This window comes from Frondihabitans sp. VKM Ac-2883 (assembly GCF_015350875.1).
Taxonomy (GTDB): Bacteria; Actinomycetota; Actinomycetes; order Actinomycetales; family Microbacteriaceae; genus Frondihabitans.
Window position 1 is genome coordinate 62,442 of the sequence record NZ_JADKSF010000005.1, and the last position, 13,170, is coordinate 75,611.

11 protein-coding genes and 1 tRNA gene are annotated in these 13,170 nt (G+C 68.5%); 8 read left to right on the forward strand and 4 right to left on the reverse strand.

Annotated features, from left to right (window positions below; translation table 11 throughout):
- Positions 1-107 precede the first annotated feature (107 nt).
- The 3 genes from ITJ49_RS18220 (at position 108) to ITJ49_RS10690 (ending at position 3,501) form a co-directional block, all read left to right on the forward strand.
- Entirely contained in the window at positions 108-1,607 is a 1,500-nt protein-coding gene (locus ITJ49_RS18220) for an ATP-binding cassette domain-containing protein (protein WP_370544474.1), read from the forward strand.
- Entirely contained in the window at positions 1,583-3,148 is a 1,566-nt protein-coding gene (locus ITJ49_RS10685; protein ID WP_194605020.1) for a hypothetical protein, read from the forward strand. Before ITJ49_RS18220 ends, ITJ49_RS10685 begins: the two co-directional genes overlap by 25 nt.
- Before the next feature lie 77 nt (positions 3,149-3,225).
- Positions 3,226-3,501: a DUF3039 domain-containing protein gene (locus ITJ49_RS10690; RefSeq protein WP_194605023.1), complete on the forward strand. Its 276-nt coding sequence runs from the start codon at positions 3,226-3,228 to the stop codon at positions 3,499-3,501.
- A gap of 60 nt (positions 3,502-3,561) precedes the next feature.
- Here the strand turns inward: ITJ49_RS10690 and ITJ49_RS10695 are convergent, their stop codons facing one another.
- The gene (locus ITJ49_RS10695; RefSeq protein ID WP_370544492.1) at positions 3,562-4,812 is read right to left on the reverse strand and encodes a nicotinate phosphoribosyltransferase; all 1,251 of its coding nucleotides are present in this window, start codon (positions 4,810-4,812) and stop codon (positions 3,562-3,564) included.
- Between the two features lie 193 nt (positions 4,813-5,005).
- On the opposite strand from ITJ49_RS10695, the gene murI reads away from it, so the two are divergent.
- From murI to ITJ49_RS10710, 3 genes are read left to right on the forward strand one after another with little or no spacing between them, the layout of a single operon-like run.
- On the forward strand, positions 5,006-5,872 hold the full coding sequence (gene murI, locus ITJ49_RS10700) for a glutamate racemase (protein WP_370544475.1): 867 nt from the start codon (positions 5,006-5,008) through the stop codon (positions 5,870-5,872).
- Positions 5,869-6,597, forward strand: coding sequence for a ribonuclease PH (gene rph, locus ITJ49_RS10705; protein WP_055962945.1), 729 nt, complete (start codon positions 5,869-5,871; stop codon positions 6,595-6,597). Before murI ends, rph begins: the two co-directional genes overlap by 4 nt.
- Positions 6,594-7,244, forward strand: a complete 651-nt coding sequence (locus ITJ49_RS10710) for a non-canonical purine NTP pyrophosphatase (protein ID WP_370544476.1) — start codon at positions 6,594-6,596, stop codon at positions 7,242-7,244. Before rph ends, ITJ49_RS10710 begins: the two co-directional genes overlap by 4 nt.
- Before the next feature lie 111 nt (positions 7,245-7,355).
- Here ITJ49_RS10710 and ITJ49_RS10715 read toward each other — a convergent pair whose 3' ends face one another.
- The 3 genes from ITJ49_RS10715 to ITJ49_RS10725 all read right to left on the reverse strand — a co-directional run bounded on the left by ITJ49_RS10715 (position 7,356) and on the right by ITJ49_RS10725 (position 9,586).
- Positions 7,356-8,036: a DedA family protein gene (locus ITJ49_RS10715; RefSeq protein ID WP_194605032.1), complete on the reverse strand. Its 681-nt coding sequence runs from the start codon at positions 8,034-8,036 to the stop codon at positions 7,356-7,358.
- A 163-nt stretch (positions 8,037-8,199) separates the two neighbouring features.
- A tRNA-Leu gene (locus tag ITJ49_RS10720) sits at positions 8,200-8,281 on the reverse strand.
- A 42-nt stretch (positions 8,282-8,323) separates the two neighbouring features.
- Positions 8,324-9,586, reverse strand: coding sequence for an MFS transporter (locus ITJ49_RS10725; RefSeq protein WP_194605036.1), 1,263 nt, complete (start codon positions 9,584-9,586; stop codon positions 8,324-8,326).
- Positions 9,587-9,640: 54 nt separating this feature from the next.
- Here ITJ49_RS10725 and mnmA point away from each other — a divergent pair, with 54 nt between their 5' ends.
- Both mnmA and ligA read left to right on the forward strand, forming a co-directional pair.
- Positions 9,641-10,768 carry a tRNA 2-thiouridine(34) synthase MnmA gene (gene mnmA, locus ITJ49_RS10730; protein ID WP_084816215.1) on the forward strand — a complete coding sequence of 376 codons (1,128 nt, stop codon included), beginning with the start codon at positions 9,641-9,643 and terminating at the stop codon, positions 10,766-10,768.
- A 9-nt stretch (positions 10,769-10,777) separates the two neighbouring features.
- Positions 10,778-13,060, forward strand: a complete 2,283-nt coding sequence (gene ligA / locus ITJ49_RS10735) for an NAD-dependent DNA ligase LigA (protein ID WP_194605039.1) — start codon at positions 10,778-10,780, stop codon at positions 13,058-13,060.
- The last annotated feature ends 110 nt before the right edge of the window (positions 13,061-13,170 follow it).

Genomic DNA, 13,170 nt, shown 5'->3' on the forward strand with positions numbered 1-13,170 from the left:
ACGTCGGCGACTCGCCTCGGGGAGGCGGGGACCGGGATCCTCGACCGGTTGCTACGGTTGAGCGTCCTGGAAGAAGGACGACGACCACTCGTGCATTGGGGGACACCGTGAGCAACACGGAAGGCGCAGACGGCGGGGTCGCACACGGGCAGGGCGACCAGATCGAGACCGGCGGGGCACCCGCCGACAAGGCGGTTCCGGTGACGCGCACACCGGCTGCGAAGCGGACCCCGGCGACCCCGGGTGCTCGCAAGCCCACGCCGAAACGGACGCCCGCGACCGCCCGCACGGCCGCTGCCGCGAAGACGACTGGTGCGAAGACCACTGCCTCGAAGCCGGCGGGGGCGTCGCGCACGACGGCCGCCTCCAAGACGGCCGCAGCCAAGGCGACCGCGGCGAAGGAAGCAGCGGCGAAGGTGAAGGCCGAGGCGGCTAAGGCCGCGGCCGACGAGAGCGAAGCCGTCGCCGACTCCGACTCAATCGCCGACGAGGCCGAGCCGGTCGTCCGTGTGACGCCGGCCCGCGCACCGCGCGCATCCGCCGCGACGCGAAGGCGCACGTCGCCGTCGCCGACGGCATCGGCCGAGGCGCCTGTCGAGATCGCGTCACCGGAGCCGCAGGCACCGGCAGAACTCAAGGTCGAGCCGGAGCCGGACGAAGCTCTCGAGGCGGAACCCGCTCCCGTAGCCGAGCCAACGCCCATGGCTGAGCCCGCGTCAGACGCCGAGTCCGAGGCGGACGCGACCGTTGCCCCGATCGCCGAAGACGATCCCAAGACGGAGGTCGACGAGACCCCGCTGCCCGAGTCGGATCCTTCAGCCGATGCCGCTCGCGAGAGCGCGCCCGTCGTGCTCTCGATCAAGGGCCTGGTGAAGCGCTACGGCGCGACGACGGCCGTCGAGAACATCGACCTCGACGTGCACGCGGGCTCGTTCTACGGAATCGTCGGGCCGAACGGCGCCGGCAAGACCACCACCCTGTCGATAGCGACCGGGCTGCTCCGCCCCGACGAAGGAACCGTGACGATCCTCGGCGACGACGTCTGGAGCGCCAAGGAGTCATCGAAGGCCAAGAGATCGCTCGGCGTGCTGCCCGACCGGCTGCGGCTGTTCGATCGGCTCACGGGGGCGCAATTCCTGTACTACGCCGGCACGCTCCGGGGTCTCGACGGTGCCACCGCTCGCAAGCGGACCGCCGACCTCGCCGAGGCATTCGGCCTGCAGGACGCCCTCGGACGCCTCGTCATGGACTACTCGGTTGGCATGACGAAGAAGGTCGCACTCGCGGCCGCGATCATCCACTCGCCCCGACTGCTGATCCTGGACGAGCCGTTCGAGTCCGTCGACCCCGTTTCGGCCGCGACCGTGACCGAGATCCTCCAGCGCTACGTGCGCGGCGGCGGCACCGTGCTGCTGTCGAGCCACAGCATGGATCTCGTCGAACGCATCTGCGACAGCGTCGCCGTGATCGTCGACGGGCACGTCTTGGCCCAGGGAACGGTCCACGACGTGCGGGCGGGTCGCTCGCTGCAGGAGCGGTTCGTCGAATTGGCCGGCGGGGGAGCAGCGACGGAGGGGATGGAATGGTTGCACAGCTTCTCCGACTGAGGCTGCTCTCGATCGCGAACCTCGTGCGCTTCGGCCTGCGTCCGGCCTTCGCCACGGTCGTGCGAGTTGTCATCGTGCTCGCGGCCTCGATCGCGGTCGCGACGCTGACCAGCCGCCTTCGTTTCGACCCTCTGCCCGAGGTCCAAGCGCTCGTGGTCGGAGGTGGCGCCCTTCTGCTGGTGGCGTTCCTCGTCGCACCGTTCGCCTCGTCGCGTCCGCCGTGGGGAGACCCACGTCGCCTGTATGGCTACCCGATCGGCACCGACGCCGCGGCCGGCGGTCTCGCCCTCGCCGGGGCCATCGGATTGCCGACGCTGTCGTTGCTGATCCTCGGCGCCGGTTACGTCCGGTCGTTCGGCGAGGGTTCGGGCATCGCCGCTCTGGCCGTCGTGTCCGCTGTTCTCGCGGGGCTCACGGCGCTCCTCCTCGCGCTGGTCGCCTCGACGATCAACACGATGATCACCGGGCGCCGTGCCCGCGACCTCCTTACGGTCGGAGGCGTGGTCGTCGCCCTCGTGCTGGTGCCTCTCGTGATCGACCTCATCCGCGTCGTGCTTCCGGGCGGATACCGAGGATCCGGCACCGTCGCGTCTCTCCTCGCCGCGACGCCCTTCGGTGCCGCGGTTGCCCTTCCCGGCCACGCCGCCACCGGCAGCACCGGTCGCGTGGTCGCCGACGTCGTCGTTGCCCTGCTCACGCTCGCCGTGCTGTGGTGGGTCTGGCGGATGCTGGTGGGTCGCGCCCTGCACCGCCCGCCGGCGCCCACTCTCGAGGCGGAGCGAGTGAGCCTCGGCTGGTTCGATTTCACTCGGGGAACACCGGGCGGCGCCATCGCCGCGCGCAGCCTGACGTACTGGGTGCGCGACGCCCGATACCGCTGGTCGCTCGTGATCCTCCCGTTCCTCCCGGTGCTCATCGTGCCTCTCGGAATCGCGGGCATCGACTGGCGTCTGCTCGCCCTCATCCCCGTGCCGGTCATGTGTCTGCTGCTCGGCTTCCTGCCCCACAACGACGTGGCCTATGACAACACGGCCCTGTGGATGCACATCTCGGCGAATACGCGCGGGCTCCCCGATCGCCTCGGACGGCTGACCCCCGCCCTCGTCATCGGCATTCCTCTGGCGCTCGTCGGCTCGCTGGTGGCCGTGGCCCTGCGGGGCGACTACACCGCCTACGGCCCTGAGTTGGGCATCTGCGTCTCATTGCTCTTCTGCGGTCTCGGCTTGTCGAGCATCCTGTCGGCAGCGCTGCCCTACGCGGCAGTCCGCCCCGGTGACGACCCGTTCCAGCAACCCCAGTCGACGAGCTCGGCGGCCGGCTGGTCGCAATCGCTGCTCGTCGGCGGGGCTGTCCTCCTCAGCGTGCCGACCGGCGTGATGGCGATCGTCGCAACGCTCGACGGGCGCAGCGACCTGGCGTCGACCGCCCTCTGGACGGGCCTCGGCACCGGAGTCGTCGTGCTGGTGGCGGGAGTGGCCATCGGGTCGTGGGTGTTCTCCCGCCGAGCCCCCGAGCTGCTGGCGTTCGCGCTGCGGAGCTGACCCGCGCCGGGTGCCGGGGAGCAGGATCCTTCGGGTCGCCCTTCAGAGGACGCGGCGGGCGGCGTACGATGGTTGGCATGAGCGACACGGGTAGCGGAAGCGAAATCACCGGCGGCGGAACAGACGTTCTCGACCGCGAGTTGGAGAAACTCCTCAACGAGGAGGCCATCGAGCCGGGCGACCACGAACGTTTCTCGCACTACGTGCCGAAGAACAAGATCATGGAGTCGGCGTTGTCTGGCAAGGCCGTCAAGGCGCTCTGCGGCAAGAAGTGGACTCCGGGTCGCGACCCGGAGAAGTTCCCGGTCTGCCCGATGTGCAAGGCCATCTACGAGAAGATGAAGTCCGAGTAGAGGCCTCGTCGGCTCGACCCGGTAGTGACAGGCTCGGGGTCTCGCCCCGACCCGCCCTGCTTACTCGTAACGGGTCGGGATCACCGGTTCGCCGCGACCCAGGCTGAACGCCGCCTGCGGCAGCTCGCCCACGGCAGCTTCGCGGTGCGCTCGGGCACGGAGGACGCCCTCGGGGCCTGTCCAGAGCTCGTCGATCGTGCCGTCCGTCACTAGCGGCACCAGCAGCGTCCGTTCGGAGGGGCCGACTTCGGTCGAGCCAACCCGGACGATCTCTTCGGACGCGATTCCCTTGCGCCGGGCCCGGACGGCGAACTTGCGACCGCCGACGGTGGCCTTTTCGGCGGATTTTTTGCCGACCGACACCCACTCGCCCGTGTCGTCGCGGTGCGCCACCAGCTTGAAGACCATAGAGGCGGCCGGGTGGCCCGAGCCTGTGACGACGCTGGTGCCGACGCCGTAGCTGTCGACGGGGGCTGCCCGCAGCGCCGCAATCGTGAACTCGTCGAGGTCGTTGGTGACTGTGATCTTCGTGCCGGTCGCACCGAGCCAGTCGAGCTGGCGCCGCACTTGCGCGACGAGCTGGGGGAGGTCGCCCGAGTCGATGCGAACGGAGCCGAGCTCCGGCCCGGCCACCCGCACGGCCGTCTCGACCGCGGCCTCGATGTCGTAGGTATCGACCAGAAGCGTCGTCGACGGGCCCAGCGCGTTGACCTGCGCGGTGAAGGCGGCCTGTTCGGTGTCGTAGAGGAGCGTGAATGCGTGGGCGGCAGTGCCCATCGTCGGGACTCCCCAGGTGCGACCCGCCTCGAGGTTGCTCGTCGCTCCGAAGCCGGCGATGAACGCGGCCCGAGCTGCCGCTACAGCGCTCCACTCTCCGGTGCGCCGCGAACCCATCTCGGCGAGCGGGCGCCCGTCTGCCGCCGCGACCATGCGCGCCGCAGCGCTGGCGACGGCGGAATCGTAGTTGAAGACGCTCAGCGCGAGCGTCTCGAGGAGGACCGCCTCGGCGAATGTCGACTCGATGATGAGCAGGGGCGAGTTCGGGAAGAAGAGTTCGCCCTCGCGATAGCCCCAGATGTTGCCGGTGAACCGGTAGTCGGCGAGCCAGTCGATCGTGGGGGCGCCCACGACGTTCTGCTCGCGCAGCCACTCGAGCTCCGGTTCGCCGAAGCGGAAACGACGGAGCTCCTCCAAGAACCGGCCGGTGCCGGCGACGACGCCGTAGCGGCGGCCCGGCGGGAGGCGCCGGGTGAACACCTCGAACACGCTCTCGCGAAGGGCGGTGCCGTCGCGGAGGCCCGCGTCGAGCATGGTGAGTTCGTACCGGTCGGTCAGGAGTGCACTGGTCACGCAGCCAGCCTAGGCCCCGCCATCGTGCCGCGGGCCTCTTGCAAATTCGAAGGAAAAACCCGCGGACGCCGACGAAGTCATGCCGATCGCGCGGGGTCGAGCGCGCGGATCTCCTTCAAATTCGGCAGCGGCCCGACCGGTAGACTCGACCATCGTGACGGACGCACCCATCGGAGTCTTCGACTCGGGCGTCGGCGGCCTGACCGTCTCTCGGGCGATCATCGATCAGCTGCCGCGGGAGTCGATCCGCTACGTCGGCGACACGGAGCACATGCCCTACGGCCCCAAGCCAATCGCCCAGGTGCGCGAGTACGCGCTCGCCGTCATGGACGATCTCGTGGCCCAGGGCGTCAAGCTGCTGGTCATCGCCTGCAACACGGCATCCGCGGCCGTGCTCCGCGATGCTCGCGAGCGCTACACCGGCCCGCACGGCATCCCCGTCGTCGAAGTGATCCAGCCGGCCGTGCGCGCCGCGATGAAGCAGACGCGCACCCGTCGCGTCGGCGTGATCGGCACCTCCGGCACAATCGACTCGCGGGCCTACGAAGACGCTTTCGCGGCCGCCCCCGATCTCGCTCTCTTCACGCAGGCCTGCCCGCGCTTCGTCGAGTTCGTCGAGACGGGCGACACCTCCAGCACCGAGCTGCGCGCCGTCGCCGAGGAGTACCTCGCCCCGCTCCGCGACGCGCGCATCGACACCCTCGTGCTCGGCTGCACGCACTACCCGCTCATGTCGGCAGCCATCCAGTACGTCATGGGCCCCGACGTGACCCTCGTCTCGAGCGCCGAAGAGACCGCCAACGACGTCTACTCGACGCTGGTCGCCCACGACCTCGACCGTCGCGATGGCGCTGCGCCCCTCTACGACTTCCAGGCCACCGGTGCCGACCAGGCGGGCTTCATCCGGCTCGCCAAGCGTTTTCTCGGCCCCGAGGTCTCGACGGTGAGCCACCTCGAGACCGGAACGATCGATCTTCCCCCGGGATTCCGGGCGAACCGAACCAAGGAGAACACCGCATGACAGAACGCGCCGACGGCCGACAGACAGACCAGCTTCGCGAGGTCACCATCGAGCTCGGCTGGAGCCCGCAGGCGGAGGGCAGCGCCCTCGTCAGCTTCGGCAACACCCGCGTGCTCTGCACGGCGTCGTTCACGAACGGCGTGCCGCGCTGGCTCGCCGGCAAGGGCAAGGGCTGGGTCACCGCCGAATACGCCATGCTGCCGCGCGCCACGAACTCCCGCAACGACCGCGAGAGCGTCAAAGGCAAGATCGGCGGGCGCACGCACGAGATCTCCCGCCTCATCGGCCGCAGCCTCCGCGCCGTCGTCGACATGAAGGCCCTCGGTGAGAACACGATCGTGCTCGACTGCGATGTGCTCCAGGCCGACGGCGGGACCCGCACGGCTGCCATCACCGGCGCCTACGTCGCGCTAGCCCAGGCGATCCAGTGGGGCAAAGACAACAAGTTCATCGCCCAGAAGGCCACGCCTCTCTCCGACAGCGTCTCGGCCGTCTCCGTCGGCATCATCGACGGCGAACCGATGCTCGACCTCGCCTACGTCGAAGACGTGCGCGCCGAGACCGACATGAACGTCGTCGTCACCGGTTCGGGCACCTTCATCGAGGTGCAGGGCACGGCCGAGGGCGCCCCCTTCGACCGCGACGAGCTCAACTCGCTGCTCGACCTCGCGCTGGCGGGCGCCGTCGACCTCAGCGCGATCCAGAAGCGCACCCTGGAGGTGTGACCGTGGCACCCTCGACCGTGAAAGTCGTCCTGGCGACGCACAATGCCCACAAAGTGGCCGAGCTCCGTCGGATCCTGGGCGATGCCCTCGACGGAGTCGAGCTCCTCACCTACGACGGCCCAGAACCGGTCGAAGACGGCGACACCTTCGAGGCCAACGCACTGATCAAGGCCCGGGCCGCCGCCGAATACACCGGCTTGCCGGCCCTCGCCGACGACTCGGGCATCGTGGTCGACGCCCTCGACGGAGCCCCGGGCATCCACTCCGCCCGCTATGCCGGCACCCGCGACGAAGGCGACAACCTCCGCCTGCTGCTGACCAACCTCGATGCCCTCGGCGGCGCCGATCGTAGCGCCTCGTTCGTGTGCGCAGCGGCGCTCGTCATACCGCCGTCGGTCGCCTCCGTCGGGCCCGACGGCCCGGCCGAGTCGGTCGAATCCGACGAATATGTGGAGCTCGCGACCTGGTCAGGGCACGTTCTCGACGAGGCGTCAGGATCCGGCGGCTTCGGCTACGACCCGATCTTCTGCCCCGCCGGTGAGAGCCGCTCGGCAGCCGAGCTCAGCACGGCCGAGAAAGACGCGACGAGTCACCGGTCGCAGGCGTTCCGGGCACTCGCGCCGCGGGTCGCCGCGCTGCTCTCGTAGGGCCAAGCTCCAACTTCGAGGCTGAGCCGACGTGAAACGGCCAACCCGACGCGCCACGGCACGTCGGGTTGGCCGTTTCACGTCGCCCTGCCTTCCGGCTGCGGCCGGTAATTAGGCCTGAGGGGACGCCTGCGCCTCTTCGAGCTTCTTCGCCTTGCGCGACGAGCTCAGCACCTTGATCACGATCGGAATGACGGTCGCCGCGACGGCGCCCAGCAGGATCAGGTCGATGTAGTTCTCGACAAAGCGCGCCACCGGTGGGATGTGGCCGATGCCGAAGCCGATCATCGTGATGCCGAAGCCCCAGGCGATGGCTCCGATCGCGTTGAAGAGCGAGTACCGGCGGTAGTGCATGTGGGCGATGCCCGCGGCAAGGGGCAGGAACGTGCGGATCACGGGCACGAACCGCGCGAGAATGACGGCACCCGACCCGAAGCGGGTGAAGAACTCGTTCGTCTTCTTGACGTTCTCGGACGAGAAGATGCCGCTGTCTTTCCGCTCGAAGATGCGCGGCCCGAACTTGTGCCCGATCAGATAGCCGAGTTCGCCCCCGAGGAACGCCGCGACCGCGATGAAGAGCGCGATCAAGACGATGGGCATGCCGAGGCCGCCCGGTGTGGTCGCCGCGAGGACGCCCGCGAGGATGAGCAGGGTGTCGCCGGGAAAGATGAAGCCGATCAGAAGGCCGGTCTCGGCGAAGATGATGGCGCAGATGCCGAGCACTGCCCACGGCCCGAACGCGTGAATGAGGGCCTCGGGATCGAGGAAGGGGATCGCGGCGAGCGGCAGCATGGGGAGAACTCCAGGAAGAACGAACCGAAGGAGGTCGGTGCGCCCGCTTCGTGATCGGGGCAAGCGTATCGGACACGGAAGACAGCGACTCTGGGGGTAACCCCCGAGGATCTCTCCGGTATTCCGGGCCGCCCGAACGCTCGTGCGGGGACTCTGCCTACAGTGCGGGAGAAGGGACTTGAACCCTCACGCTCGAAAGCACAGGAACCTAAATCCTGCGTGTCTGCCAATTCCACCACTCCCGCGGCGAGACGAGTGTACCCGGCAGCGCGGCACCGGGGGCCTCGTCAGCGCTTTAAATGCGGCTGGTGCGGCGAATACCGCGGCACATAGCGGAGCAGGATCCCGGCCCCGACGAACCCGAGCACGCCCATGACGCCGGACGCGAGCGAGATCGATACGAGCGCCGTGATCCCGGCGATCAGCAGGGGAGCGGCCGCGCTGCCGAAGTCGCCCGTGAAGCGCCAGGCACCGAGGAACGGCGCCGGGTCGGATTTGTCTGCGAGGTCGGCGCCGAGGGTCATCAGGATTCCCGACCCGATCCCGTTCGCGACCGACATGAACATGGCGACGCCGATGAACCACGTCACGTTGTTCGGGAGGGCATGCGTGACCGACAGCACGAGGTACGAGAGGCCGAGCCCGGCCATGCAGGGCATCGCGCTCCACATCCGCCCCCAGCGATCCATGATCTGGCCGCTCGTATAGAAGAGGGCGAAGTCGATCGCCCCGGCGATACCGATGATGAGCGCCGTCTGCGACGAGCCGATGCCGATCGAGACCGCCCAGAGGGGCAGGATCACCTGGCGCCCGGCGCGCATGGCGCCGATCAGCGCCGCACCGCTGCCGAGCTTTACGAGCACGCCGCGGTGCTTCCAGAGGGTGGGGAACAGGCCCTTCGACTCGGTGCCGACCTCGACCTCGCCGGTGGTGGGAGGGGCGCCGGGGTGGCGCAGCGACCTCGTTGCGAGCGCTGCTGCCGGATCCTTGATCACAAGGAGAACGCCGGCTGCTGCCAGGCACGCGACGATGTGGATCCAGAAGGCGGACTGCACGGCGCCCGTCAGATGGATGAGCCCGGCCGAGAGGAAGGGGCCGACGAAGTAGCCGAGACGGAAGACGCCGCCGAGGCTCGACAGTGCGCGGGCGCGGATCTCGGGCGGCACGAACGACGTCATGAACGCGTGGCGGGCGAGGGCGAAGACCGCGGTCGAGAGTCCGATCAGGAAGACGCCGATCGCGAGCACGACGACGTTCGGCGAGAAGACGCAGACGAGCAGGCCGATGACGCTGACCAGGGCTGCGCCGATCATGGCGGTGCGCTCGCCGATGCGTGAGACGAGCCAGCCGCTCGGGATGTCGCCGAAGAGCTCGCCGACGAGGATCAGCGAGGCGACGAACGCCGAGAGTGCCAGGGTCGCACCGAGGTTGTCGCTCGCCACCGGGATGATCGGAATGATCGCGCCCTCGCCGATCGCGAAGAGGGCGGCGGGGAGGAAGGCGGAGAGTGCGACGGATCGCATCGAGAAGGATCCGTCGGCGCTGGTCATCGAAGACGACTCTAGACCCGAGATGGCAGAGCCCCGAGACGTAGACTGGTTCGCATGAAGGTTCTGGCAGCGATGAGTGGCGGCGTCGACTCCGCCGTAGCGGCAGCCCGGGCCGTCGACGCCGGGCACGACGTGGTGGGAGTGCACCTGGCGTTGAGCCGGATGCCGGGAACACTGCGCACCGGCAGCCGCGGCTGCTGCACGATCGAAGATTCGATGGACGCCCAGCGGGCCGCGAACATGATCGGCATCCCCTACTACGTGTGGGATTTCTCGGAGCGGTTCAAGCTCGACGTGGTCGACGACTTCGTCGCCGAGTACACCGCCGGCCGTACCCCGAACCCGTGCATGCGCTGCAACGAGAAGATCAAGTTCGCTGCCCTGCTCGAGAAGGCGGTGGCCCTCGGCTTCGACGCCGTCGCAACCGGCCACTATGCCTCGATCGAGATCGACGCCGACGGCAACAAAGAGCTTCACCGGGCGAGTGCCTGGGCCAAAGACCAGTCGTACGTGCTCGGCGTGCTCACCAAGGAGCAGATCGACCACTCGATGTTCCCGCTGGGCGCCACGCCCTCCAAGGCCGAGGTTCGTGCCGAGGCGGCGGCCCGGGGCTTCACGGTTGCGCAGAAGCCTGACAGCCACGACATCTGCTTCATCCCCGATGGCGACACCCGCGGCTGGTTGGCCGATCGGGTCGGCGCGGAGCAGGGTGAGATCCTCGACCGCACGGGTGCTGTGATCGGTCAGCACGAGGGTGCACACGCCTTCACCGTCGGCCAGCGGAAGGGTCTCAATATCGGCTATCCGTCGGACGACGGCAAGCCCCGCTTCGTGCTCGAGGTGCGCCCGAAAGACAACGCCGTCGTGGTCGGCCCGAAAGAGGCCCTCGACATCCGAGAAATTGCGGGCTCGAAGTTCTCCTGGGCCGGAAAAGCTCCCGAGGATCCCACGGAGCCCTTCGCCTGTGACGTGCAGATTCGCGCCCATGCCGATCCCGTTCCCGCGGTCGCCCGAGTGTCGGCGGTCGAGGGTAGAACTGAACTTGTCGTCACACCCGACGAGCCGCTCAACGGAGTGGCTCCCGGTCAGACGGCCGTCGTGTACGTCGGCACCCGTGTGCTCGGTCAGTGCACGATCGACCGCACGGTCAGCGCCGTGCCGGTTCCCGTTCCCTCTTTCTAGGAGTACCGCATGGCCGAGGCCACCCCGACGACAGACCTCGAGGCGGCCCGTGATGAGGCCCAGTCTCTGACGACCCGGATCCTCGAACTGCGCGACCAGTACTACGAGGGCAACGCCTCGACGGTGGCTGACGCCGACTACGACAAGATGGTGCACCGCCTCGACGAGATCGAGCGCGAGCACCCCGAGTTGCAGTCGCCCGACAGCCCAACCCAGACCGTGGGCGGCCGGGCCGAGACCACGCAGTTCGCCCCCGTCGAGCACGCCGAGCGCATGCTCAGCCTCGACAACGTCTTCGACTTCGACGAGCTCGCCGAGTGGGCCGGCAAGGTCGAGCGCGATGCCGGGGCGGAGCGCGTGCGGTTTCTCTCGGAGCTCAAGATCGATGGTCTCGCGATCAACCTCCGCTACGAGAACGGTGTGCTCGTCACGGCGGCGACCCGGGGCGACGGTGTGGTCGGCGAAGACGTCACCGGCAACGTGCTGACGATGGGCACGATCCCCGAGCGCCTGTCGGGCACGGGGCATCCTCCGCTCGTCGAGGTCCGCGGCGAAATCTTCTTTCCCGTCGCCGAGTTCGATGCGCTGAACGCCGCCCAGCTCGCCGCAGGCGAGCGTCTGTTCGCCAATCCGCGGAACGCTGCAGCGGGCTCTCTCCGGCAGAAGGAGGAGGGCAAGAGCCCCGAAAAGAAGGCGCTCATGGTGAAGCGGCTCAAAGGGCTCCGCATGCTCGTCCACGGCATCGGCGCCTGGCCGGTCCGTGAGCTCGAGGCCTCCACCGATGTGACGGCCCAGTCTGAGATCTACGGCCTGCTGGGGTCGTGGGGCCTACCCATCTCGACTCACTTCCGGGTCTTCGACACCGTCGCCGAGGTCGAGAAGTTCATCACGAAGTACGGCGAGCAGCGCGCATCGGTCGAGCATCAGATCGACGGCATCGTCATCAAGGTCGACGACCTCGGCCTGCACGAAGAGCTCGGCGCGACGTCGCGGGCCCCGCGCTGGGCGACCGCCTTCAAATACCCGCCCGAAGAGGTCAACACGAAGCTCCTCGACATCGTCGTCAGCGTCGGGCGCACCGGTCGGGCGACGCCGTTCGCCGTGATGCAGAAGGTCGAGGTCGCCGGCTCCGAGGTACGGCAGGCGACGCTGCATAATCAGCAGGTCGTGAAGGCGAAGGGCGTGCTCATCGGCGATACCGTGGTGCTGCGCAAAGCCGGCGACGTGATCCCCGAGGTGCTCGGCCCGGTGGTCGAGCTCCGTAACGGCACCGAACGCGAGTTCGTCATGCCCGAGAACTGCCCCGAGTGCGGCACGAAGCTGGCGCCCGCCAAAGAGGGCGACATCGACCTCCGCTGCCCCAACAGCAAGAGCTGCCCGGCGCAGGTGCGCGGTCGGGTCGAGCACATCGCTTCGCGCGGCTCGCTCGACATCGAGGGCCTCGGCGAGGTGGCGGCGGCTGCGCTGACCCAGCCACTCGAACCGAAAGAGCCGCCGCTCCGCACCGAGGCGGGCCTTTTCGAGCTGACGCTCGACGACATCCTGCCGATTCGCGTGATCGTGCGCGACTCCGAGACCGGCATGGAGAAGCTCGACGGCGACAAGCCGAAGGTCATGTCGCCGTTCCGGGTGGCAAAACTGCAAGAAGACGGCTCACCGACGCCTTCGAAACGGGCGGAGGTGCTGCTCGAAAACCTCGAAAAGGCGAAGACGAGCCCGTTGTGGCGGATCCTGGTCGGTCTCAGCATCCGCCATGTGGGGCCAGTCGCCGCGCGCGCGCTCGCCGACTACTTCGGGTCGCTCGACGCGATCCGCGCTGCCTCCCGCGATGAACTCGCGGCGGTCGACGGAGTGGGCGGCATCATCGCCGAAGCCCTTCTCGCCTGGTTCGAGGTCGACTGGCACGTCGAGATCATCGACCGGTGGACCGCCGCGGGCGTGCAGTTCACGACCCCCGGCCACCCCGGGCCCGGGGCTGCCGTGTCAGCCGGGGGAGTCCTCGCGGGTCTCACGGTCGTAGCCACGGGATCGCTCGAGGGGTTCTCGCGCGAGGGCGCCCAGGAGGCCATCTTGGCGGCCGGGGGCAAAGCCGGAAACAGCGTCAGTAAGAAGACCGACTTCGTTGCGGCCGGGCCGGGCGCCGGTTCGAAGCTCACGAAGGCCGAAACCCTCGGGGTACGCATCATCGACGCCGCCGAATTCGCGATCCTTGTCACGACGGGCCCGACGGGGCTTGGCGACCCCAGTGAGGGGGGTGAGGGTATCCCCAGTCCGGGTGACGATACCGAGTGATTCCACCCCAGTACTGGTCACAGGAGGCGTCGCGCTCCTAAGCTGTGTGCTAGCTCATCGATCTCGTCTGTAGGGGTACAAGATTCGGGTGGGCTAGTAGAGGAACCCCG

Excerpts from the sequence above, each read along its gene's own strand:
- mnmA (WP_084816215.1), top strand. The coding sequence starts at position 9,641 with ATGAAGGTTCTGGCAGCGATGAGTGGCGGCGTCGACTCCGCCGTAGCG.
- ITJ49_RS10685 (WP_194605020.1), top strand. The coding sequence starts at position 1,583 with ATGGTTGCACAGCTTCTCCGACTGAGGCTGCTCTCGATCGCGAACCTC.
- ITJ49_RS10725 (WP_194605036.1), bottom strand. The coding sequence starts at position 9,586 with ATGACCAGCGCCGACGGATCCTTCTCGATGCGATCCGTCGCACTCTCC.
- ITJ49_RS10715 (WP_194605032.1), bottom strand. The coding sequence starts at position 8,036 with ATGCTGCCGCTCGCCGCGATCCCCTTCCTCGATCCCGAGGCCCTCATT.
- ITJ49_RS10695 (WP_370544492.1), bottom strand. The coding sequence starts at position 4,812 with ATGCTCGACGCGGGCCTCCGCGACGGCACCGCCCTTCGCGAGAGCGTG.
- ITJ49_RS10690 (WP_194605023.1), top strand. The coding sequence starts at position 3,226 with ATGAGCGACACGGGTAGCGGAAGCGAAATCACCGGCGGCGGAACAGAC.
- ligA (WP_194605039.1), top strand. The coding sequence starts at position 10,778 with ATGGCCGAGGCCACCCCGACGACAGACCTCGAGGCGGCCCGTGATGAG.
- rph (WP_055962945.1), top strand. The coding sequence starts at position 5,869 with ATGACAGAACGCGCCGACGGCCGACAGACAGACCAGCTTCGCGAGGTC.